Origin of the sequence: Bradyrhizobium sp. Ec3.3, assembly GCF_000472925.1 — a bacterium.
Classification (GTDB): domain Bacteria; phylum Pseudomonadota; class Alphaproteobacteria; order Rhizobiales; family Xanthobacteraceae; genus Bradyrhizobium.
The window spans coordinates 130,788-152,365 of sequence record NZ_AXAS01000019.1 but is presented as its reverse complement, the minus strand read 5'-3'; the positions used below and the strand labels follow the sequence as shown (position 1 = coordinate 152,365).

Genomic DNA, 21,578 nt, shown 5'->3' with positions numbered 1-21,578 from the left:
GCTCCTCGTCAGCGGTAGAGCGACGGCCGGTCTGCCATCTTGATGGCGACGGGCGCGCCTTCCCTTTCCTGTGCAGCAACGCAGGCATCGGAGGTGATCGCTGCGACATAGCCGTCCCAGGAGCTCGGACCCGTTGCCGTCCCCGCCGCCGCGGCTTTCAGGAAGTCCTGAAGCTCGACGTCATAGGCTGCGACGAAACGGTCCTTCCAATCGGTCAGGATGTCGTTCTGCAATTTCGCACCGAGCCGCAGCTCGACCGCCATAGGTTCGGGCAGGCACGCGGTTCCGTCCTCGCCTACGATTTCGCACTGGATGTCATAGCCGTAGTGGCAGTTCACGAATATCTCGACGTTGATAAGCACGCCCTTCCTCGTCTCGAGCACCACCACCTGCGGGTCCCGCAGCTTGGCATGCGACCGCGCGGCTCGGCGCGGAAACAGCACGCGCGCCGAGACGTAGTCGTCGTCCAGCAGCCAGCGCAGCACGTCGATCTCGTGGATCAGCGTGTCGTGGATCGCCATCGGCGTGACGTAGGCCTCGGGCACCGTGGGGTTTCGATGCGCGGCGTGGACCATGATCGGTGCGCCCGTTCGCGTCCGGATCGCCTCCTTGAGGGCGACGTAGCCCGCATCATAGCGGCGCATGAAACCGACCTGTACGAGCCGGCGGCCGAGAGCCGCCTCCGCCTCGACGATCCGCCGCGCGCCCTCCGCCGTCGTGGCGAGCGGCTTCTCGCAAAAGCAGGGCTTGCCGGCAGCAATGGACGCGAGAACATATTGCTCGTGCGTCGCGCCCCAGGAGGTGACGAGAACTGCATCGACGTCCTTCGCCGCGACCAGCTCCTCCCCCGTCGCGTAGATCGCCGCATCCGGCGCCACGTCCGCCTTGACGGCTTCCGCCGCCGCCCGATTCACGTCGGTGACGGCAACGATCCTGCCTCCCGCGAGCACGTGGTTGATCCTGCGGGCATGGTCGCGGCCGATGGCTCCCGAGCCGATCACGCCGATCTTGACTGTCATTGCTGGTCTCACTTTCTGTTCGGTGGTGTTAGAAGCCTGCTCGCCGCAGGAAATCGCGGCTGGCCGCGAGATCGCCGAGGATCGAGCCGGTATTGCGGGGATCGCGCTCCTGCTCGATCGTGATGTAACCGCCATAGCCGATGTCGCTAAGCAGCGTCCGGATGGCCGGATAGTCGATAGAGCCCTTGCCGATCGGGCACATCACGCCCTTGGCGCAAGCATCGAAGAAACGGATACGCTGGTTCATCACGGTGCCGAAGACGCCTGGGTCAATGTCCTTGAAATGGATGTAGTCGGCGCGCTCACGGTATTGCCACAGCATGTCGACCGGATCCATGCCCGCATAGGCGAGATGACCGGTGTCGAGGCAGAGGCCGGCTAGCTCGGACGGAACATCCGCAACGATGCGCTCGATCTCGTCGGCGAACTCGATGTAACCGCCGACATGGGGATGGATCACGGCGCGCACGCCGTATTTGTTTCGGGCGAGCGCCGCGATGGCGCGAATGGTCTCGACCATGATTCGCCAGCCTTTCGCACCAAGGCGCGGCGCGCGATCCGAATGGCCGGCTGCGAAGTCGCGCACGTCGTGTCCCCAATCCATGACCGTGAGGTAAGGCGCCTCATGACGCTGGCCATCATGGGTCGCGGGTTTGGGAAGGCTCACGATCAGCGCGCAGATCTCATCAGTTTGCCGGAGCAGATTGTCACGATTTTCCGGAGAGACCAAATCATCGAAGATGGTCCCGGCGACGATGCTGAGCCGGTGGCGCTCAAGCGCGTCCGAGACCCGGGCCGAAGCGAGGGGCAGGTAGCCGTAGGGCCCGAGCTCGAGACCGCCGAACCCGGCCGCGGCCGCTTCGTCAAGCACCTTCTCCCACGCCGGCAGATGGGGATTCCTGACGTCGTCGACGCCCCAGCAACAGGGGGCGGTCGTGATGGTGATCGGCTTGATCATCCCCGACCCCTCAGTGGAAATCCACCCACACCGAACCGGCATCGGCCGAGCGTACGCAGTTCTCGATCCAGCGGACGCCTTCGGCGCCGTCCTTGAGACCCGGATAGATCAGGCCATCGAGCGCTGCCTGGTCGCCTCGCCGCTTCGCGTCGATCGCCTGCGCGAGGCGCAGATAGACGTTCGACCAGGAGTCCCCAAGACCTTCGGCGTGCAGGGCGCCCATCCGATCGCTGCCAAGGGACAGCTCGTCGAGGTAAGGCATGCCGTGGCTCATGAGTTGAACCGGCCGGCCCTGAACCTCATACCAGAGTTCGTTGGGATGGGCGTCACGCCAGATGAGGCTACCTTGCGAGCCGACGATACGGATCGTCTGCGAGTCCATCGAGCCTGCACAGACCGACGAGCACCATAAGCGGCCGACGGCACCGTTGTCGTAGTGGAAGAGCACATAGGCGTTGTCTTCGAGCGGCGCGCGCGACTTGATGAAGCTCTGCCGGTCGCACAGGAGCCTGGTGACCTTCATATGCGGCAGCACCATCTGGCTCATGTAATAAGTGTGCGTGGAGAGGTCGCCAAGCACGAATGTCGGCCCGCTCGTTGCGGGGTTCGTCCGCCACCTCTGCGCTTCGGACGCGTTGGAATCGTCAGCCGAATTGAAACCGTGGATGTAGCAGAGGTCGACGATGCGGATATCACCCAGCACGCCCTTGGCGACCATGGCCCGCATCTGCAGGAGCATGGGAAAGGCCGAATAGCTGTAGGCAACGCCGACGATCAATCCCTTGTCGCCCGCGAGCCGCTCGATCTCGCGGCATTCCTCCATTTTGAAGAAGAGAGGCTTCTCGCAGATGACGTGAAGTCCGGCCATGAGGCAGGCTTTCGTGATCTCGAAATGCGTGTGATTGGGCGTGGCCACCGTGACGACCTCCACCCCATCCGGTCGCCTCGCTTCTTCGCCTATCAGGGTCCGGTAGTCGGGATAACAGCGCTCACCATCGACGCCGATATTGATCCCGAAATCCCGCCCGCGTGCCGCATCGACATCGAAGGCGCCGCACACCAGCGTATAGGCCGTGTTGTCCCGCAGCGCGCCGGTGCGGTGCTTGTAGCCCACCTGGCTCGTGCGCCCACCGCCCACCAAACCCCAGCGAAGCGGTCGCTGGATCACTCTCTCGCCGTTCAGCATGGACGCTCCTCGCTTTCCGTTCCGACTACTTCTTCCAGTGCCTGTCGATGTATTCCTGCATCTTCCGCCGCATGAACCGGCCGGATTCGTCGGCCTTGTCCTCCCATGCGAAGACGCAGGAGCTCATGATGCCGTCGAAGCCGATCTCGGCAAGCGTGCCGAAGAAATCGTCCCAGGGAACTTCGCCCTGGCCGATGTTGAGATGCTGATGCACGCGGGCGTTCGTGCCCGGCGGATTGAGGATATAGCGCAGGCCGGACGAGGCCTTGTGATTGAAGGTGTCACCGACATGCACATGCGCCAGGACATCGGCACATTCGCGAAGCATCGCCTTGGTGTCATCGCCGAAATAAAAGGTATGCGGCGCGCAGTAGAGGAACTTCACGCGCTTGGAATTGACGGTCCGGATGATGTCGACGGCGGGCTGCAGGGTTTCGCACCAATCCTCAGGATGCGGTTCGATATGCAGACTGATGCCCTCTTTCTCGAAGATCGGCACCAGTTCCTCCATCGAGCGCCACCACGCGTCCTCGCAGGTTTCGATCATCGAACCGGTATGGCAGCAATAGCAGGAGCCCTTGTCCGGATGCGGACCTCGCCCGAACTCGGAGTTCATCGTATCGACCTCCATCTCAACGGCGATCTCGATGGCGCGCTTCCAGTGACGCACGGCGGCGCAGCGCTCGACCTCGTCGTTGGACGCCCAGCGATACATCGGCAGCAGCGAGGCAATCCGGACGTCGGCCTGCTTCAGCGCCTGCTTGAAGGACCGGATGCGTTCCGGAAAAACACGCGGGGCCTTGAACCATTCGAGAAAATCACCCCGCGGCGAAAGCTCGATCCAGTCATAGCCGAGTTCTTTCACCTTGACGGGCAAGGCTTCCAGCGAGAGGTGCCGGTGCATGAAGGGATCGAGCGCGATACGCATCTATCTGTTCCTTGGTGTGAACTGGTCCGGTCCGGGGCCGCTCCCGATCGGTAGACCGCGGGCGGCTTCGGCTTGGACCTGGCGGTCCCTGACAGGTTGAAGCTCTTGTTTTCCCGGCTGGCCTCGAGACCTCGGAAGGAAAGATCTCGCCTGCCGCCGGCGATTGTGACGTCAGGCGATCAAGCTCATGATTTCTTCTGCCGCTTCTTCTGGCGATGGACATCTGTCACGACGGCGGCCACGATGATCGCGCCCTTGATCATCTCCTGGTAGTAGGCGTCGATACGCAGGAAGGTGAAACCGGAGACGACCACGCCGAAGATAATCATGCCGATCGTGGTTCCCAGGACCGAGCCGCGCCCGCCCGACAGCGATACTCCGCCGATCACCGCCATGGCGATCGCGTCGAGCTCGTACATCTGGCCCATGCCGGCCTGCGCGGTGAGGCCGCGCGCAGCCACGACGATGCCGGCGAGAGCGGACAACAAACCGGCGACAGCATAGATCTTGACGATGTGGCGTTCGACGTTGATGCCTGTCACGCGCGCCGCTTGCGGGTTGGCTCCGATCGCGTAGGTGAATTTGCCGTAGCGCGTGTAGCGCAGCACCACATGCATCGCCACGGCGACGAACAGGAAAATGAAGACGGGAGTGAGCTTGGAGCCCAAGGCGGCGAAGCTGTCCGTCGGGAAGCTGATCGGTTGGCCCTTCGTGTACCACTTCGCGAAACCGCGCGCCGTCACCATCATTCCAAGCGTCGCGATGAACGGTGGAATTCGGGTGTAAGCGATCAGTGCACCGTTCACGACGCCGCACAGAAGGCCCGTAAGCAGCCCCGCGACGATCGGCACGATGACCGGCATATCCGTCAGCGCGGGATAGACAGCGCGGGAATAGGTACTGACCTGGGCGAGGCTCATCGAGATCATGGCAGTCGCGCCGACGATGGAGCCCGAGCTAAGGTCGATGCCGCCGGATATGATGATCTGGGTCACGCCTATGGCGATGATACCGACGACCGAGACCTGGAGGATCATGATCGACAGGCGCTGCGGGTTCGCCAGGAAGCTCTGCCCCTGGACCAGCCATCCCAGAATCTCGAAGGTCGCGGAAATGCCGATGAGAACGAGCAGAATGCTCAACTCGGGCGGCAACCGCCGCGTCGGCTTCGGCACGGCCTGCACGGATTGAACGACCGCCTCAGTCATGATCGATTCCTCCTTTGCTCTTTCTTGTTCCCGTAACTTGTGCGGCCCAGCAGCTCAGCGTGCGGCGAGATCCATGATCTTGACCTGGTTTGCTTCGCCACGATCGAGAAACCCGGCCACATGTCCTTCGTGCATCACCATGATGCGGTCGCTCATGCCGAGCACTTCCGGCAGCTCCGATGAGATCATGAGAACGGCGACGCCCTCGGCGGCGAGGCCAGTGATCAGGCGGTGGATTTCCGACTTCGCGCCGACGTCGATCCCGCGCGTCGGTTCGTCGAGGATGAGGATCCGGGGCTTCGTCAGGAGCCAGCGGGCGATCAACAGCTTCTGCTGATTGCCGCCCGAAAGGTTTTCGACGATCTCGGCGAGGTCGGGTGTCTTGACCCTGAGCTTCGCCGCCATCTCCGCAGCAAGTCTCGTCACCGTCTTCTCGTCGACAAAGCCGGCCCTCACATGCGCGCCGGTGATCAGTGCTGACTGGATGTTGGCGAGGCAATCAAGGATCAGGAAGCAGCCAGTCTCCTTCCGGTCCTCCGTGAGGAAGGCGATGCCGTGCTTCATGGCGGTCGCCGGACTGTCGATGATAACCGGCTTGCCATCGATCAATATCTGTCCGGCCTCGGCCGGCACCACGCCGAACAGCGCCTCTGCGACATTGGAGCGCTTGGACCCGACCAGCCCTGCCAGCCCGAGGATCTCACCGCGGCGCAACGTGAAGGAAATGTCGTGGAACACCCCCTTCAGGGTGAGGTTCTTCGCCTCCAGCACGACATTGCCGATCGGACAATCGACCTTCGGAAACATGTCGGTGATCTCTCGTCCGACCATCATCCGGATGATGTCGTCGCGCGTCACGTCCTTCGCGGCATGGGTGCCAACGTAGCGCCCGTCGCGGAACACCGTGAATTCGTCGGCGATCGCGAACAGCTCGTTCATCTTGTGGGTGATGTAGACGATGCCGATCCCGCCGGCCTTGAGATCGCGGATGATCTCGAAGAGATGCTCCACCTCACGTTCGGTCAGCGCCGAGGTCGGCTCGTCCATGATCAGGATTTTGGAATTGTAGCTCATCGCACGGGCGATTTCGACCATCTGCTTCTGCGCCACCGTCAGCTCGGAAACCTGTGCGATCGGATCCAGGCTCAGATTGAGCCGGTCGAACAACTCCCGCGTCACTGCCGCCATGCGCGCATGATCGATCAAACCGTACCGGTTCCGCGGCTCGCGGCGAATCCAGATGTTCTCCGCGACCGTCATCCAGTTCATCAGCGCCAGCTCCTGGTGGATCATCGCGACCCCCTGCTCCAGCGCATCAAGTGGAGACTTGAGCGTAACGGGCGAGCCGAAGAGCCGGATTTCGCCGGCGTCGGGCTGATAGATGCCGGCGATGATCTTCATGAGAGTGGACTTGCCGGCCCCGTTTTCGCCCATGAGCGCATGGACGGTGCCCGGCCGGACGCGCAGGCGCACGTCGTCAAGTGCAACCACGCCTGGGAATTCCTTGCGAATACCTTCGATCGCCAGAAGACCGTCCTGTTCGATCTTTTCCTTGTAGCGAGCGACCGCTGCCAGCGTTTTCGGACTCAGCATGGTCTTTCCTCCCAGCGTCGTGGGGTTGCGGGCGGCTTCTCCGCGCCCGTCGTCGTTCCGCCGCCGTCACCGGCCGCAGGCTCGCAAGAGGGCATGCCTACGGCCGGAAGACCTTCCGGCTCAGTTCTTGGAGAGAAAGTTCTTGAGATTCGCCGGCGTGACGAGTTCGAACGGCACCCACACGGTGCTGTCGACCTTGCTGCCCTTGGCGAGCTTGAGCGCGGTCTCAACGGCGCCCTGGCCCTGACCTGCTGCGTTCTGGAACACGGTCACCGCGAGGTCGCCGGCCTGCATGGCCGCGAGTCCGTCCTTGGTGCCGTCAATGCCGCCGACGAGGATCTCCTTCGTCGAGAGGCCCGCAGTCTTGATCGACCCGATGCCGCCGATCGCCATCTCGTCGTTGTTCGGGATGAAAGCATCGAACTTGAGCCCGGCCGACAGCCAGTTGGTCATGAGGTCGGCCGCCTGGGTGCGCGACCAGTTGGCGGCCTGCTTCTCCACGATCTTCATGAAGCTACAGTCCGGAGTGGCGATCACATCCTCGATGTCCTTGGTCCGCTGGCGGGCCGCTTGGTTCGAAAGTTCGCCCATCATGACGACAATCCGGGCTTCCTTCTTGCCTTTGTCCTTCAGTGCGCGGCAGATTTCCTTGGTTTCAAGCGTGCCGGACTCGGCCTCGTTCGAGCCAACGAAGGCCTGATTGGACGGAAGCTTTTCGAGATTGACCGGCATGCGGTTGACGAAGACGAGCGGGATGCCGGCGTCCGCCGCGGCCTTGCTCATCGCCGCCGTGGCGTCGGTATCGACCGGGTTGACGATGATGGCATCGACTTTGGCCGCGGCGAAGTTCTGGATCTGGTTCAGCTGCTTGCCGACATCGTTCTGTGCGTCTTCGATTTGCAGCTTCACGTTCTGCTTCGCGGCACTGTCCTGGATCGCCTTGCGCAGCACTGTCAGAAAATTATCGTCGAACAGGGCCATCGAGACGCCGATGTTCTCGGCCAAGGCCGATCCGGACATGAGCGCCGAAATGGCGGCCGCGAGCACAAGCTTCCTCATTATTTCCTCCCGTTTTTCTGCGTGGCCGGCGTCCACGCTGATTACGCCGGTCGTGTTTTCCGCCGCATGCCGGCGGCTGCCGTTACGCTGGCGTGAGAGAGACCCTTTCGTTCAAGAAGCCAATTGATCGACGCAGCGCGCTCTCCGGATCGGCCAGCGCGTGCACTGCCGGAGAGAAGGCCTCGTACGAGATCGGTCCGGCATATCCGGCTGCCAGCAGAGCTTCGATCTGGGCGATGTTGCCGAGCCGGTCCGCCTCGTCGACGAGAACCCGGTGGGCATCGCGCATGTCGGCTACCGCGAGATCGACATCGACAACGCCGGAGACGTGGACGATGCCCGTGTATTCCGGGAAAAGGGGACCGCCGCCGGCGAGGTGATGATGGAAGGTGTCGTGAACGAGCCTGTATTGGCGCGCCACACCGAGACTCTCGATCACTTCGATCGTCTCCGCCTTGCTACGGAGCGAGGAAGTTTCGAAGCCGAGCGGCTCGACAAGGGCGATCATGCCCGCCGCCTCCAGCATGGGCGCGATCTCACGCAAAGCAAGGCGCAGGTTGCCGATCCGCTCGCCCGCGCCGAGGCCCCGGCCGTCGTTACGCGGAATGAGACTGATGGTCTCCGCCCCGCAAGCCGACGCCGTCCGGATCAGGGCATCTACAGCGGCGCGACGGGCATCCGACCAGTCGTTGAACGGATAGACCTGTGACAGGCCGACGATCCGCAACCCCTGGTTCTTGGCCTTGGCGGCCACGACGCCGGGGGCGTCGCCATTGAATAGCGGCTGAGCCAGATCATTGCGCAGTTCGACGCCAATGCAACCGAGCCGCTTGGCAAGCGCAAAGAGGCCCTCGTAGCGCAGCCCCGGCACCGTCATGTGATTGATCGCTATGGGCAGCATGTCCGCCTGTTCCTCCGGCCTGTTGATGTCTGCTTGTTTATTCGGCGTGTCGACGCGAGGATGTAACGATGCTGAAGCAGTGAACGTCAAGGAAAGTGGGGTATTTCACGTCATTGTATGACGTATCCTGACGTATTTATGAGGCGACGCCACCACGCTAGCCGTGATAGCCATCAGAACAGATGTCCCTCGCTTTTCCGATAGATGAACCTCATTTCTCGCCCACTGACTCCAATGCTCATTCAGTCGATCAAGCTTGACGCGCCGTAAAAGCATCAATACGTTGAGGCTAAATGATGTAAATTACATCAGGATGAGCGGTGCAAATGGCTGACAGACCGACCATCATCGACGTGGCGAGGGAAGCGGGTGTCAGCCCTTCGACCGTCGACCGTGTTCTCAACGGGCGCCAGAACGTCCGCTCCGACACTGCGCACCGCGTCTTCGCGGCCGCCGTACGAGTCGGCTATCACGCCACGCGGCTGATCGAGCAGCGTCTGAACCCGGATCTGCCGAATTTCCGGCTGGGTTTTTTGCTGACCAAACCGGAGCAGAGCTTCTATCAGTCGATGGCGCGGCATCTGGAACATGCGGTCAAAACCGCTCCAGGCATTTCAGCGCAGGCGATCATCGAGTTCTGCCCGACACAGACAACCAAGGACATGGCGCAGATGATGCGCGCGATCGGCTCCCGGGTCGATGCGCTGGCCGCCGTCGCCGCCAATCATCAGGACACCACTGCAGCCGTAACCGATCTCAAGGCGGCCAGCGTGCCGACAGTCTCGTTGCTTTCGGACTACGCCCAAGGTGAACGCGCAGCCTATGTCGGACTTAACAATCTCAAGGTGGGGCGTGTCGCGGCCTATATGCTTGCGACGGCCATGCACGAGCCGGGAAAAGTCGCGGTCTTCGTCGGCGGTCATCGCTGGCACGGGCATGAATTGCGAGAAACAGGCTTCCGCAGCTACTTCCGAGAATACCACCCAAGATGCACAGTGCTCGATACTCTCGTCAACTTGGAGACACCTCAACTCACGCATGAAGCGACGCTCGACCTGCTCGAGCGCCACTCTGACCTCAAAGGATTGTACGTTGCCGGAGGCGGCATGGAGGGCGCAATCTCGGCTTTGCGCGAAGCGCGCAGGCCGGGAGAGGTCAAGCTCATCGTGAACGAGTTGACGCCCGAATCCCGGGCCGCGCTGTCTGATCGCTACGTATTGTTGGCGGTCTGCACTCCACTTGAGGAGTTCAGCAGGGATCTCGTGTCTTTAATGGTCAATGCCACGCGGGGCCCCGGCGAAAGCCTACCTGGGCAGCGCTTTCTGGAACCTCATCTCTATCTGCCGGAATCGCTATGACTGGGGAATAAACCCACTGGCGCCAAACAGTACCTAAATCCAGCGCGTGGACGAAGGCATTGAGATCAAGCTTCAACCCACCTCGGCAGAGCCAAGCGGCTCGCTAGTCGAATTGGACCGGCTCGGATCCGGGATAGGAATGAGCGACGAACTCGCAGAACGCGCGGGCCGCCGGAGAAAGCTCTGCCTTGCTCTTCCAGGCAAGCCCGACATCCATGGTGTGGACATCGTCATCGAGCGTCTTGAGATCGATACGATGTCCCTCGAGCGACCACGGACGATAGACCATGTCCGAAAGGATGGTGATTCCCATGCCGGTCGCGACCATGCTGCGAACGGCTTCGACCGACAGAGTGCGGAAGATAACGTTTGGCACGTGCGTCGTGTGCTGCCAGTAACGCATCGCGGAGCGCTCGGCTTCGTCGACGGTCAACATCAGATAGGGCTCGCTCGCCAGATCTGCCAGCTTGATGCTATCTTTCCGGAGCAGCGGATGATTGGCACAAGTCCACAAGCGACGCGGCGAACGCAGCAACAGCCGCGAACGAATGGAGTGCCGGTCATGCAGATTCGAGACGAGCATGACCGCCGCATCGACACTGCCGCTGATCAGACTCTGCTCGATCGCATCGCGCTGAAATTCGTGCAGACGTATCGTTATACCTGGAAAGGAACGCCAGAAGCGGGACAACAGCGGCGGCAAGAAATATCCGGCAACGGTGTAGCTGACGGCCACGTCGACTGTGCCGTCAACCTGCGTTCCCCAGCGATGCGGACCGCGCATCGCATCTGACACACTCGCCTCGATGGCGCGGGCGCGTTGCAAAAACTCCTGTCCGTCGAAGGTCAGCGTCACGCCGTTCGAGTGACGGTCGAACAGCTTGCGGCCGAGCTCGGCTTCCAGCGCCTTGATCGAGGCCGTAACCGCCGACTGCGTCACGTTCAGAGCGGCCGCGGCCGCCGAAACGCGTCCGGTTTCGGCCGTGGCGATGAAATGCCGAACCTGACGGAACGTCAGAGACATCAAAATTTCCGATATCAGCGAACGATATTTCGAATTTTACAATCACCCGGTGGAACGGAAAAATCAATCCATCGGTTCGCGGGTAAGAAGGCGTTGAGATGATGTCCGGTGGCTCGGAGTTGGTCGCTCGCGATGTCAGCGTCCAATTCGAAGGCTTGAAAGCGTTGTCCGGCGTTACCCTGACCGTACCGCGGGGACGTATCACCGGGCTGATCGGCCCGAATGGCGCCGGGAAAACCACCCTTATCAATGTACTTACAGGTTTTCAGCCGGTCGGCATCGGTAGCGTCGAACTGGAGGGCGAACCGCTCAACGGCATTGCGGCGCACAAGTTGCGACGCAAAGGCGTGGCGCGGACTTTCCAGTCGGGCCGGCTTTTCCGCGACCTGCCGGTGATGGACAACCTGGAGGTGACCGGCGTCGGCCTCGGCCAGGCCCGTCGTGATGCGATGGCGGAGGCCGAGCGTGTCCTGGCCTGGCTCGGCATTTCGCATCTGGCCAATACCATCGCGGGTGCCCTGCCCTACACGGACGAGCGGCGTGTCGCCATCGGCCGCGCCATCATGTGCACGCCGCGCTATCTGCTGCTCGACGAGCCTGCGGCGGGCATGTCCGAGCATGAGAGCCACGATCTCGCCGCGATCATCCGGCGGATCGCGGGTGAGCTCAACGTCGGCGTGCTCCTGATCGAACACAATATCGGCCTCGTTCTCGAGCTCTGCGAGCGCATTTTCGTCCTCGACTCCGGCGAAATCATCGAAGACGGTACACCCGCGGAGATCCGCGACAGCGATGCGGTGCGACACGCCTATATGGGCACGCAGCGCGACGAATTGATTCCGCCGATCGTCGCTGAAGAGGTGGTCGCGTCATGACGCTGCTCGCCGTCGACGATATCACGGTCAGCTACGGGCGCTTGACGGCCCTGCGTGGGGTCACACTGAAAATCGACGAAGGCGAAGTTCTGTTCGTGACCGGCCCGAACGGCGCCGGCAAGTCGACCTTGCTCAACGCGATCGCGGGCGTCGTGCCGCCCGGATCAGGCTCCATCACGATGGACGGCGTAAAAGTCGCGGGCGCATCACCGGAAGACATCGCCCGGCGCGGATTCTCGCTGGTGCCGGAGGGGCGGAACGTCTTTGGCGCGCTGACGATCGAGGAGAATCTGAAGGTCGGCACCGGCATGCGGCGCGACCGCAAGAACATCGCCGACGATCTGGCGTCCGTCTACGAAGAATTCCCCATGCTGGCCGAGCGCCGCCACACCCCGGCCGGCATGCTCTCCGGCGGCCAGCAGCAGATGCTGGTCATCGGTCGCGCACTGATGGCCGCTCCGCGCATCATGGCGATCGACGAGCCGTCGCTCGGCCTCGCGCCAAAGATCATCGACCAGGTCTACGAGATCCTGGTGCGGCTGCGGGCGCAGCGCAAGCTCACGCTCCTGATCGTCGAGCAAAGCTCGACCCGCGCCATGATGACCGGTGGACGGATGATCCTGATCCGCGGAGGTCGCATCGTTCTGGAGGGGGCGGCCACCGACATGATCAAGGACGATCGCCTGAAGCAGGCCTATTTCGGCTTCGGAGATCACTGAGATGACGGAGATCCTGCAGATCGTCTTCGACGCCCTGAGCCTCGGCAGCCTCTACGCCCTCGGCGCGCTCGGCATCGCCCTGATCTTCGGTGTCATGCGGCTCGTCAATTTCGCCCACGGCGATTTCATCGCCTTCTGCGTGTTCGCAATGCTGTGGCCCTCGGTCGACGCAGCGGCGATCGTATTTGCCGGCCAACTGCCGTTCTATCTGCTGATCCCGCTTCTCCTCCTGATTGGTGCCGTGCTTTCGGTCCTCTCGGAGATCGTCGTCTTCCGCCGCTTCCGCAACACCAATCCGGCGACGATGATGATTGCATCCTTCGCGCTCGGCTTCGTCATCAGGCATCTCCTTTTGATGTTGTATTCGAGCCGTCCGAAATCGATCACACTGTGGCCGAGCCTGGGCCTGCCGGTCGAATTCCTCGGGGCCCACATTCCGATGCTCCAGATCCTGACCATCATCATCACGCTGGTCGTGCTGGTCGTGCTCGTCCTGTTCCTCAAGCGCACGCGCTATGGGCTGGAGATGCGCGCGGCGGCGGAGAATTTCACCATGGCCCGCATGCTCGGGGTCCGCGCCAACGGCGTGATCCTGCTGGCCTTCGCCATCAGCGGCATGCTGGCCGCTGCGATCGGCCTGATCCTGGCCACCAACTCCGGCACCGCCGATATCGGCATGGGCGCCAACGTGATGCTGATCGCCTTCATCGCGACCGTGATCGGCGGCCTCGGCAGCATTCCAGGAGCGGTTGCCGCCGGCTTCCTGATCGGCGGGGCGAGCGTCGTGTTCCAGGCAACCTTGCCGCACGACGCCCGCGTGTTCCGCGACGCCTTCGTCTATGGCGCCGTCATCGTCGTGCTCCTGGTGCGGCCGCAGGGCCTGTTCGCACCGAAATCCTCCAAGCAGAGAGTCTGATCGTATGTCGACGCGGCCCTCCGTCATCCGGCAGACGATCGTAACACCGATCATCCTGATCGTGGCGCTGCTCATCATGGCCGCCCTCACCTATCAGTTCGGCAGCCGGGCCTTCAACCGCACTGCAGTCGAGATGTTCATCAACATCATGGTGGTCGTCGGGCTCTATGTCTTCGTCGGCAATTCCGGCCTCTTGTCGTTCGGCCACATCAGCTTCATGTGCCTTGGCGCCTACATGACCGCCTGGCTCGCCATTCCGCCGGTGATGAAGTCGATCACGCTGAAGGGATTGCCGGCCTGGCTCCTGCACACGCAACTGCCGATGTGGGTGGCGACCCCGATCTCGGGCGTGTTCGCGGCACTGTTCGCGCTGATCATCGGGCGCGTCATCATGCGCCTGTCGGGCATCGCCGCCTCGATCGCGACCTTCGGCCTGCTTGGCGTCGTCAACAACGTCTATTCGAACTGGGACTCCGTGACGGGCGGACAAGGCTCGATCGTCGGCATTCCGCCGACCATGAATGTCTGGATCGGCTGGCTCGGTGCCGCCGTCGCGATCGTGATCGCCTATCTCTATTCGATCTCGCGCTCGGGGCTTGCGCTTCGCGCCACACGCGACGAAGCGGTCGCGGCGAGCGCCTCCGGTATCGACATTGTCCGCGAGCGGCTGATCGCGTTCGTCGTCAGCGCCTTCATCATCGGGCTCGCGGGCGCGCTCTATGCGCACTTCCTCAGCATAGTGAATCCCGGCGCGTTCTATCTGCGGACGACCTTCGTCACGCTGTCGATGCTGGTGGTCGGCGGCATGTACAGCCTCAGCGGGGCCGTCTCGGGCGTGGTTGTGATGTCGGTACTGATCGAGCTGTTCCGCAATCTCGAGAAGGGCATCAGCCTCGGCGGCCACACCGTCGCATTGCCGAACGGCGTCCAGGAGATCGCGATCGGCATCATCACCATCGTGATCCTGATGTACCTGCCCATGGGACTGACCCGCAACCAGGAATTCTCCTGGCGTGGATGGCCGTTGCAGCGGCGTCTGGCGCGCCCCGTCCAGACGGCGCTGAAGGAACTGAACTGACGTTCGTTTGCTCAATTGGAGGAGTGGCTCATGCGTTTGAATACAGTACTTGGCTTTCTGGCCGGAGCGTCCGCGCTCGGGTTCACGCCGGCACAGGCGGCCGACGAGATCGTCGTCGGCTTCGCGACCGCGGCATCCGGATTCATGCAGGCCTACGACAAGCCGGCGCAGGATGCGGCCCTGATCCGGATCGACGAGATCAACAAGGCCGGCGGCCTGCTCGGCAAGAAGATCAAGCCCGTCTTCGCCGACACCAAGACCGACCAGGCCGAAGGCGCCAAAGCCGGCCTCGCAGTGCTCGACCAGGGCGCCGATCTCGTCATCGTCTCCTGCGACTACGATTTCGGCGCACCCGCAGCGCTGCAAGCGCAGGCGGCCGGCAAGGTTTCTTTCTTCCTCTGCGCGGAGTCGATCAAGGCCGGCATTCCGGGCGTCGGCCCCTTCTCGTTCTCAGCCTCGGTGCTCGCGGCCGTACAGGGCGCAACCATGGCGGAATGGGCCTACAACAAGAAGAACGCGCGCAACTTCTACCGGCTGCTCGATAGCTGGACCGTCTACAACAAGGGAATTTGCGACGGCTTCGACTGGCAGATGCCGCACCTGAAGGAAGCCAAGCTCGTCGGCAGCGACACTTTCAAGAACGATGACGCCTCGATCGCCTCGCAGATCACGCGCATCAAGAGCCTGCCGAAGGAACCCGACGCCATCATGCTCTGCACGATGATGCCGGGTGCCGTTTCCGCCATCAAGCAGATCCGCGCCGCCGGCATCAAGTCGATGATCCTGAATGGCTCCGGCGTCGACGGCAGCTATTGGCTGAACGCCGTGCCTGACCTCTCGAACTTCTATGTCCCCGTGCAGGGCTCGGTGTATGGCGACGATCCCAATCCCAAGGTCAATGAGTTCAACAAGAAGTACAAGGAAGTCACCGGTGGCGATCCGTCCAGCCAGTACGTCTATCCCGGCTACGTCCTGATCGACGTCTGGGCCAAGGCGGTCGAACGCGCCAAGTCGACCGATGCGGCCGCTGTCGTGGTCGAGCTCGAGAAGATGAACAACGAAGCCACGCTGTTCGGGCCGCGCACCTTCACCAAGGACATCCACCACCAGAACCAGGGCCGTTACCTGATCGTCGACACCGAGGCCGGCAAGCCGAAGGTGGTCGATCAGTGGACCATTTCGGAAAAGATTCCGCTCGACTATCTGGTGTCCAAGTAACCCGCAAATGCGCCGTCCGGGGTACGCCAGGCGCGCCCCGGACGGCCTTGCTTCTTCGTCTGCAAAGCCGTTGGGAGGAAATGGAGAGATGGTCGTGATCAACTGCGACATGGGCGAGGCCTACGGCCTCTACAAGATGGGCGACGACAAGGCACTGATGCCCCATATCGACGTCGCCAACGTCGCTTGCGGCTTTCATGCCTCCGACTTCAATCACATGCGCAAGACGGTGCAGCTCGCCAAGGAGTTCGGCGTCAAGGTCGGCGCGCACCCCTCGCTGCCGGACTTGCAGGGCTTTGGCCGCAGGGAGATGAAGATCAGCCGCGAGGAGCTGGCCAACTGCCTGCTCTATCAGATCGGAGCACTCAAGGCATTCCTGGACGCCGAGGGCATGACGCTCAACCACATCAAGCCGCACGGCGCGCTCTATGGCATGGCGTCGCGCAACGAGGAGATCGCCGAAGCCGTGGCTGATGCGGCCGACGTCTACAAGGTGCCACTGCTCGGCATGAAGGGAACGCTGCATCAAAAGGTTTATGAGCGGCGCGGCCACACATTCGTCGCCGAATATTATGCCGACCTCGACTATAACGCCGACGGCAGCCTCATCATCACCCGCGAACACGAGGCCAAGGACCCCATCGATGCCGCCTCACGGTGCACGCGCGCCGTGAGCGAAGGCAAGACGCGGACGGTGGCCGGAAACGACATCACCGTAGGCGCGGATTCGATCTGCATCCATTCCGACACGCCCAACGCGGTGGCGATCGCAGAAGCCGTTCGCGAGGCGGTCCGTCCCTACCTCACCGCGCGCTGATCCGGTGCGCCAACAATCAAAGCAATCACATCATGAGGAACCCATGGCAACCCAACAAATCTTCTCGCCGCTTCCCGGCATCTTCTACCGCAAGCCTGCACCGGACAAGCCGGTCTACAAGAACGACGGCGACGTGGTCGCGGACAGCGACACGATCGGGCTCGTCGAGGTGATGAAGTCGTTCAACGAGGTGAAGGCCGGCGCCGCTGGCAAGATCCTGCGGTTCCTCGCCGAGAACGAGGAGCCCGTGATGGCCGGTCAGCCGATCGCCGAAATCGACGTTTGAGGCTCGTCGCATCTCCATGGCGATCAAAAAGCTCCTCATAGCCAATCGCGGCGAAATCGCGGTGCGCATCATTCGCGCAGCGCGCGAGCTCGGCATTGTGACCGTGCAGGTCTATAGCAAGGCCGACAAGGACTCGCTCGCCACCAGGCTCGCCGACGAGTCGATCGAGATCGGCCCGCCCCAGGCGTCAAAATCCTATCTCAACCAGGCCGTCATCCTCGAGGCCGCCAAGAGTGCCGGAGCGGACGCCATCCATCCCGGCTACGGGTTCTTGGCCGAGAATGCCGAATTCGCCGGGGCTGTCGAAGCGTCAGGCCTGATCTTCGTTGGTCCGACCGCGCAATCGATCCGGCTGATGGGCGACAAGGTCGCGGCGCGGGAAGCTGCTGCCTCGGCCGGCGTTCCCACTGTCCCTGGCAGCCGCGGTCGCCTGGAGTCCATTGACGAGGCCTTCGCGCTGGTCGACAAGACGGGCTTTCCCGTCATGATCAAGGCGGCGGCCGGCGGCGGTGGGCGCGGGATCCGCATCGCGCGCTCGGCCGAGGAATTCCGTCATCTGATGCCGCAGGCTCAGGCCGAAGCGCTCGCCGCGTTCGGCGATGGCGGGCTTTACGTCGAGAAGCTGGTCGAAGGCGCGCGACACATAGAGGTACAGGTGCTCGGCGACGGGCACGATGTCATCCATTGCTTCGAGCGCGAATGCTCTTTGCAGCGTCGCCGCCAGAAAGTCTGGGAAGAAGCGCCCTCGCCTTCGCTGGCTCCAGCTGTCCGTGAAAAACTCTGTGCCTCTGCTGTCGCGCTGGCCCAAGCGGTCAACTATCGCGGCGCCGGAACGCTCGAATATCTCTACGACGACCGGACCCACGACTTCTATTTCCTGGAAATGAATACCCGCATCCAGGTCGAGCATCCCGTCACGGAGATGATCACCGGGATCGATCTCGTGGGCGAGATGATCCGGATCGCCGGCGGCGAGCGCCTGCGAATCCGCCAGCACGAGGTGCGCGTCAGCGGTCATTCGATCGAGGTCCGCATCAATGCCGAGGATCCCTCGAAAAACTTCTCGCCGAACCCGGGCACCGTCAGCGCACTCGGCGTACCCGGCGGCGACGGCGTACGCTTCGACAGCATGCTCTATCAGGGCTACACGGTGCCGCCCTTCTACGACAGCCTGCTCGCCAAGCTGATCGTACATGACGAAGATCGGGCCAGCGCGATCCGAAAGCTCGAGCGCGCCCTTGCCGAGCTCAACGTCGAGGGCCTGGCGACCACGAAGTCGCTGCATCAGGCGCTTACCCGCGACGCCGACGTGCAGGCCGGACGCTTTCACACAGCCTGGCTCGAACCATGGCTGGAATCCCATGCCGCGACGCTTGCGGCACCGTTACCGACCGCAAAGGTTGCGCCATGATCGCGAGAGAAACCGTCCCGTCAGCAACAGGAGGCCGCTAGTCATGCAAACCCGATTTTCCTTCGGCGGCGATGAGCATATCTTCGCCGAAGTCGGTGAAGCGATGTCGCTGGAGGCATTCTTCAAAAGTCTCTTCGTCACCAATGCGGTGCGGGACGCCAAGATCAAGGGCGTGACCGAGATCTGCCCGGCGAATGCATCCTATCAGATCAAGTTCGATCCAGATCAGATCAAGCCCGACGATCTCCTCACCGAGCTGAAGCGACTGGATACGGGGTCCGAGAAGTCCGAGCCGGTGATCAAGACGCGGATCATCGAAATCCCCGTGCTCTACAACGATCCCTGGACGCACGAGACCCTGATGCGCTTCCGCGAGCGGCATCAGGATCCAAATGGGACTGATCTCGAATACGCCGCGCGCATCAACGGGCTCGATGGCGTCGATGCCTTCATCAAGGCGCATTCAAGCGCCCCCTGGTTTGTTTCGATGGTCGGCTTCGTCGCAGGCCTGCCCTTCCTCTACCAGATGGTGGAGCGCAAGCGGCAGCTTCAGGCGCCGAAATACCTGCGGCCGCGCACGGATACGCCAAAGCTCACCGTCGGGCACGGTGGATGCTTCAGTTGCATCTATTCGGTGCGCGGTGCGGGCGGCTACCAGATGTTCGGCATCACGCCGATGCCGATCTACGATCCAAATCAGAAGATCAGTTATCTGCGCGACTTCATGTGCCTGTTCAGGCCGGGCGACATCGTGAAGTGGAAGCCGATCGACCGGGTGGCCTATGACGCTGCGGTCGCCGACGTCGATGCCGGGCGATTTGCGCCGATCATCCGCGACGTCTCGTTCTCGCTGACCGAGTTCAACCGCGATATTGATGCCTATAACCGCAAGCTCGATGGAGTCCTCCATGGCCATTAAGGTTCTAAAGCCGGGTCTTGCAACCACCGTCCAGGACCTCGGGCGTCCCGGCTACTATCACATCGGCATCCCCCTTTCCGGCGGCATGGACCGTCACGCGCTCGCGGCGGCTAATTTGCTCGTCGGCAACCCGGAAGGTGCGGCCGTGCTCGAAGCCGTGTTCATGGGGCCAGAACTCGAATTCACCGAGGACGCCACGGTGGCGATTGCCGGCGCCGAGCTGCCACCCAAGCTCGATGGCGAACCGCGCGAGACCTGGACCAGCTTCAAGGTAAGGCGTGGTCAGATCCTCTCGTTCGATTTCCTCAAGCAGGGCGCGCGCGGCTACATCGCGGTCGCCGGCGGCATCGATGTTCCCGTCGTTCTCGGCTCGCGCTCGACCTACGCGCTCGGCGCGCTCGGCGGCTTCAAGGGCCGAAAGCTGGAAGCCGGCGACGAACTGCCGGTCGGCAAGGTCGCAGCAGCAGTGAAAGATGGCCGTACGGTCACGAGGGACCTGCGCGGCCAGCCGGCCGGGATGCCGACGGAGGTGCGCGCCATGCCGGGGCTCTACTGGCACCGCATCACCGAAGCCGCCGGCAACGGCTTCTTCTCTGACACCTGGAAGGTTGCTCCGGAAGCGGATCGCATCGGCTACCGTTTCAAGGGCGGCAAATCGCTCGAATTCGTGCCACGCGAACCGCCGTTCGGCGCCGGCTCCGATCCGTCCAACATCACCGATGCCTGCTATCCCTACGGCTCGATCCAGGTGCCCGGCGGCACCGAGCCGATCGTGCTGCATCGTGACGCAGTCTCGGGCGGTGGTTATTTCATGGTCGGCACCGTGATTGCTGCAGACATGGATTTGATCGGCCAGCTTCAGCCCAACACGCCGGTGAGGTTCGTCAAGGTCGGCATGGATCAGGCGCTTGCGGCCCGCAAGAACCGGACGGAGCTGCTGGGCAAGCTCCGGACAGCCCTGGCGTAATCGCCAGGGGACGCACGATCTGTCAACGCGCCGACCGGCAGCGGTCGGGGTGAATAGCTCTGTCTGCGCGTCACGTCCGCGGTCGAACCTCCTCGTTCGGCACGAGAGTTGCAACGGACGCGCTGGGGCTGAGAAACCAGACATGAACTATGCAAACATCGGAATAACCGCGATGTCCGTTTCTCTGAAACAGATCCGCTATTTCGTCGCCGCTGCCGAGACCGGACGCATCAGCCAGGCGGCCATGGACCTCAACGTCTCGCAATCGGCCGTAACCGCGGCGATCCAGCAGCTCGAAGCGACCGTTTGCGCACGCCTCCTGGAGCGCACGCCGAACGGCGTGACCGTCACCATGGAAGGCAGCCGTTTCCTGTCCCAGGGCCGTCAGATTCTTGCTGCGGTCGCCGAAGCGGTGCGGAGCACGCATATGTCCGCAGGGCCGCTGTTCGGGACGGTGCGCATCGGCGTGACCTACACGGTGTCCGGCTATTTCCTGCCGCGTCACCAGATGCGCTTCCAGGCGAGCTTTCCCGGTATCACCATCGAACTGTTCGAGGCCCCGCGCGACGTGCTCGAACGTGCGCTCGTCGACGGCGCGCTCGATCTGGCGGTGATGCTGGTCTCCAACCTGCGCGACAATGCCATGCTCGTCAGCGAGACCCTGCTGCGGTCGCCGCGCCGGCTGTGGCTTGCGCCTGAACATCCACTGACCCGCGCCGAGCGGGTCCATCTCGCGGAGATCGCGACCTATCCCTACGTTATGCTCACCGTCGACGAGGCCAAGCACACCTCGATGCGCTATTGGACCCACGCGGCGCTCGAACCGAAAACGGTCTTCCGCACTTCCTCGGTCGAAGCGGTGCGCTCCATGGTTGCAGGCGGCATGGGTATCGCCATTCTGTCCGACCTGATCTACCGGCCCTGGTCGCTGGAGGGACAGCGGATCGAGACCCGTGTCATCGAGGATGAGGTTCCCAGCATGGACGTGGGCCTCGCCTCGCGGCGCGACACAAAACTCTCGGAAGACGCCAAGGCATTCCTCGATTTCATGCGCTTTGCGGTTGCCGGCGTCGGCCCGGCCAGGCCCCCCGTGAGCCTCGACCATCGGCATCGGGCCGAGGAGGCGATCGAAATCTAA

The 21,578-nt window shown here is 62.6% G+C and carries 21 protein-coding genes; 12 read left to right on the top strand and 9 right to left on the bottom strand.

The genetic code is table 11. The features are described 5' to 3' along the window. Nucleotides 1–8: 8 nt before the first annotated feature. The 8 genes from YUU_RS0121275 to YUU_RS0121240 all read right to left on the bottom strand — a co-directional run bounded on the left by YUU_RS0121275 (nt 9) and on the right by YUU_RS0121240 (nt 8,828). A complete protein-coding gene (locus tag YUU_RS0121275; protein ID WP_027524224.1) occupies nt 9–1,019 on the bottom strand; it encodes a Gfo/Idh/MocA family protein in 1,011 nt (336 codons plus the stop codon). A gap of 28 nt (nt 1,020–1,047) precedes the next feature. Beyond that, nucleotides 1,048–1,977, bottom strand: a complete 930-nt coding sequence (locus YUU_RS0121270) for a sugar phosphate isomerase/epimerase (protein ID WP_027524223.1) — start codon at nt 1,975–1,977, stop codon at nt 1,048–1,050. Between the two features lie 10 nt (nt 1,978–1,987). Beyond that, nucleotides 1,988–3,163: a Gfo/Idh/MocA family protein gene (locus YUU_RS0121265; protein ID WP_027524222.1), complete on the bottom strand. Its 1,176-nt coding sequence runs from the start codon at nt 3,161–3,163 to the stop codon at nt 1,988–1,990. Nucleotides 3,164–3,188: 25 nt separating this feature from the next. Further along, nucleotides 3,189–4,091, bottom strand: a complete 903-nt coding sequence (locus YUU_RS0121260; protein ID WP_027524221.1) for a sugar phosphate isomerase/epimerase family protein — start codon at nt 4,089–4,091, stop codon at nt 3,189–3,191. Nucleotides 4,092–4,276: 185 nt separating this feature from the next. Further along, on the bottom strand, nt 4,277–5,299 hold the full coding sequence (locus tag YUU_RS0121255; protein ID WP_051389827.1) for an ABC transporter permease: 1,023 nt from the start codon (nt 5,297–5,299) through the stop codon (nt 4,277–4,279). A 54-nt stretch (nt 5,300–5,353) separates the two neighbouring features. Beyond that, entirely contained in the window at nt 5,354–6,892 is a 1,539-nt protein-coding gene (locus tag YUU_RS0121250; protein WP_027524219.1) for a sugar ABC transporter ATP-binding protein, read from the bottom strand. A 120-nt stretch (nt 6,893–7,012) separates the two neighbouring features. Next, entirely contained in the window at nt 7,013–7,951 is a 939-nt protein-coding gene (locus YUU_RS0121245; RefSeq protein ID WP_027524218.1) for a sugar ABC transporter substrate-binding protein, read from the bottom strand. Between the two features lie 82 nt (nt 7,952–8,033). Then, complete coding sequence (locus YUU_RS0121240) at nt 8,034–8,828, bottom strand: TIM barrel protein (protein WP_027524217.1); 795 nt, start codon at nt 8,826–8,828, stop codon at nt 8,034–8,036. Between the two features lie 350 nt (nt 8,829–9,178). On the opposite strand from YUU_RS0121240, the gene YUU_RS0121235 reads away from it, so the two are divergent. Next, nucleotides 9,179–10,210 carry a LacI family DNA-binding transcriptional regulator gene (locus YUU_RS0121235; RefSeq protein ID WP_027524216.1) on the top strand — a complete coding sequence of 344 codons (1,032 nt, stop codon included), beginning with the start codon at nt 9,179–9,181 and terminating at the stop codon, nt 10,208–10,210. A gap of 103 nt (nt 10,211–10,313) precedes the next feature. Here the strand turns inward: YUU_RS0121235 and YUU_RS0121230 are convergent, their stop codons facing one another. Continuing rightward, on the bottom strand, nt 10,314–11,234 hold the full coding sequence (locus YUU_RS0121230) for a LysR substrate-binding domain-containing protein (protein WP_027524215.1): 921 nt from the start codon (nt 11,232–11,234) through the stop codon (nt 10,314–10,316). A gap of 98 nt (nt 11,235–11,332) precedes the next feature. Between YUU_RS0121230 and YUU_RS0121225 the strand changes: the two genes are divergently transcribed. From YUU_RS0121225 to YUU_RS0121175, 11 genes are all read left to right on the top strand, one after another. Then, complete coding sequence (locus YUU_RS0121225) at nt 11,333–12,109, top strand: ABC transporter ATP-binding protein (RefSeq protein ID WP_245288064.1); 777 nt, start codon at nt 11,333–11,335, stop codon at nt 12,107–12,109. Continuing rightward, the gene (locus YUU_RS0121220) at nt 12,106–12,828 is read left to right on the top strand and encodes an ABC transporter ATP-binding protein (RefSeq protein WP_027524213.1); all 723 of its coding nucleotides are present in this window, start codon (nt 12,106–12,108) and stop codon (nt 12,826–12,828) included. Before YUU_RS0121225 ends, YUU_RS0121220 begins: the two co-directional genes overlap by 4 nt. Nucleotide 12,829: 1 nt before the next feature. Continuing rightward, nucleotides 12,830–13,744: a branched-chain amino acid ABC transporter permease gene (locus YUU_RS0121215; protein ID WP_027524212.1), complete on the top strand. Its 915-nt coding sequence runs from the start codon at nt 12,830–12,832 to the stop codon at nt 13,742–13,744. A gap of 4 nt (nt 13,745–13,748) precedes the next feature. Next, nucleotides 13,749–14,822 carry a branched-chain amino acid ABC transporter permease gene (locus tag YUU_RS0121210; RefSeq protein ID WP_027524211.1) on the top strand — a complete coding sequence of 358 codons (1,074 nt, stop codon included), beginning with the start codon at nt 13,749–13,751 and terminating at the stop codon, nt 14,820–14,822. Between the two features lie 30 nt (nt 14,823–14,852). Continuing rightward, nucleotides 14,853–16,040: an ABC transporter substrate-binding protein gene (locus YUU_RS0121205; protein WP_051389826.1), complete on the top strand. Its 1,188-nt coding sequence runs from the start codon at nt 14,853–14,855 to the stop codon at nt 16,038–16,040. 88 nt (nt 16,041–16,128) lie between these two features. Continuing rightward, entirely contained in the window at nt 16,129–16,857 is a 729-nt protein-coding gene (pxpA, locus tag YUU_RS0121200; RefSeq protein ID WP_027524209.1) for a 5-oxoprolinase subunit PxpA, read from the top strand. Between the two features lie 43 nt (nt 16,858–16,900). Continuing rightward, on the top strand, nt 16,901–17,143 hold the full coding sequence (locus YUU_RS0121195) for an acetyl-CoA carboxylase (RefSeq protein ID WP_027524208.1): 243 nt from the start codon (nt 16,901–16,903) through the stop codon (nt 17,141–17,143). 16 nt (nt 17,144–17,159) lie between these two features. After that, nucleotides 17,160–18,554 carry an acetyl-CoA carboxylase biotin carboxylase subunit gene (locus YUU_RS0121190; protein WP_027524207.1) on the top strand — a complete coding sequence of 465 codons (1,395 nt, stop codon included), beginning with the start codon at nt 17,160–17,162 and terminating at the stop codon, nt 18,552–18,554. A gap of 43 nt (nt 18,555–18,597) precedes the next feature. Then, nucleotides 18,598–19,473, top strand: coding sequence for an allophanate hydrolase subunit 1 (locus tag YUU_RS0121185; RefSeq protein WP_027524206.1), 876 nt, complete (start codon nt 18,598–18,600; stop codon nt 19,471–19,473). Continuing rightward, complete coding sequence (locus YUU_RS0121180) at nt 19,463–20,440, top strand: biotin-dependent carboxyltransferase family protein (RefSeq protein ID WP_027524205.1); 978 nt, start codon at nt 19,463–19,465, stop codon at nt 20,438–20,440. Before YUU_RS0121185 ends, YUU_RS0121180 begins: the two co-directional genes overlap by 11 nt. Nucleotides 20,441–20,612: 172 nt before the next feature. Next, on the top strand, nt 20,613–21,578 hold the full coding sequence (locus YUU_RS0121175) for a LysR family transcriptional regulator (protein ID WP_027524204.1): 966 nt from the start codon (nt 20,613–20,615) through the stop codon (nt 21,576–21,578).

Coding starts and splice junctions, on each gene's coding strand:
- YUU_RS0121195 (WP_027524208.1), top strand. CDS start 16,901: ATGGCAACCCAACAAATCTTCTCGCCGCTTCCCGGCATCTTCTACCGC.
- pxpA (WP_027524209.1), top strand. CDS start 16,129: ATGGTCGTGATCAACTGCGACATGGGCGAGGCCTACGGCCTCTACAAG.
- YUU_RS0121175 (WP_027524204.1), top strand. CDS start 20,613: ATGTCCGTTTCTCTGAAACAGATCCGCTATTTCGTCGCCGCTGCCGAG.
- YUU_RS0121260 (WP_027524221.1), bottom strand. CDS start 4,091: ATGCGTATCGCGCTCGATCCCTTCATGCACCGGCACCTCTCGCTGGAA.
- YUU_RS0121225 (WP_245288064.1), top strand. CDS start 11,333: ATGATGTCCGGTGGCTCGGAGTTGGTCGCTCGCGATGTCAGCGTCCAA.
- YUU_RS0121250 (WP_027524219.1), bottom strand. CDS start 6,892: ATGCTGAGTCCGAAAACGCTGGCAGCGGTCGCTCGCTACAAGGAAAAG.
- YUU_RS0121210 (WP_027524211.1), top strand. CDS start 13,749: ATGTCGACGCGGCCCTCCGTCATCCGGCAGACGATCGTAACACCGATC.
- YUU_RS0121270 (WP_027524223.1), bottom strand. CDS start 1,977: ATGATCAAGCCGATCACCATCACGACCGCCCCCTGTTGCTGGGGCGTC.
- YUU_RS0121180 (WP_027524205.1), top strand. CDS start 19,463: ATGGCCATTAAGGTTCTAAAGCCGGGTCTTGCAACCACCGTCCAGGAC.
- YUU_RS0121215 (WP_027524212.1), top strand. CDS start 12,830: ATGACGGAGATCCTGCAGATCGTCTTCGACGCCCTGAGCCTCGGCAGC.
- YUU_RS0121205 (WP_051389826.1), top strand. CDS start 14,853: ATGCGTTTGAATACAGTACTTGGCTTTCTGGCCGGAGCGTCCGCGCTC.
- YUU_RS0121235 (WP_027524216.1), top strand. CDS start 9,179: ATGGCTGACAGACCGACCATCATCGACGTGGCGAGGGAAGCGGGTGTC.
- YUU_RS0121255 (WP_051389827.1), bottom strand. CDS start 5,299: ATGACTGAGGCGGTCGTTCAATCCGTGCAGGCCGTGCCGAAGCCGACG.
- YUU_RS0121275 (WP_027524224.1), bottom strand. CDS start 1,019: ATGACAGTCAAGATCGGCGTGATCGGCTCGGGAGCCATCGGCCGCGAC.
- YUU_RS0121220 (WP_027524213.1), top strand. CDS start 12,106: ATGACGCTGCTCGCCGTCGACGATATCACGGTCAGCTACGGGCGCTTG.
- YUU_RS0121230 (WP_027524215.1), bottom strand. CDS start 11,234: ATGTCTCTGACGTTCCGTCAGGTTCGGCATTTCATCGCCACGGCCGAA.
- YUU_RS0121245 (WP_027524218.1), bottom strand. CDS start 7,951: ATGAGGAAGCTTGTGCTCGCGGCCGCCATTTCGGCGCTCATGTCCGGA.
- YUU_RS0121265 (WP_027524222.1), bottom strand. CDS start 3,163: ATGCTGAACGGCGAGAGAGTGATCCAGCGACCGCTTCGCTGGGGTTTG.
- YUU_RS0121240 (WP_027524217.1), bottom strand. CDS start 8,828: ATGACGGTGCCGGGGCTGCGCTACGAGGGCCTCTTTGCGCTTGCCAAG.
- YUU_RS0121190 (WP_027524207.1), top strand. CDS start 17,160: ATGGCGATCAAAAAGCTCCTCATAGCCAATCGCGGCGAAATCGCGGTG.
- YUU_RS0121185 (WP_027524206.1), top strand. CDS start 18,598: ATGCAAACCCGATTTTCCTTCGGCGGCGATGAGCATATCTTCGCCGAA.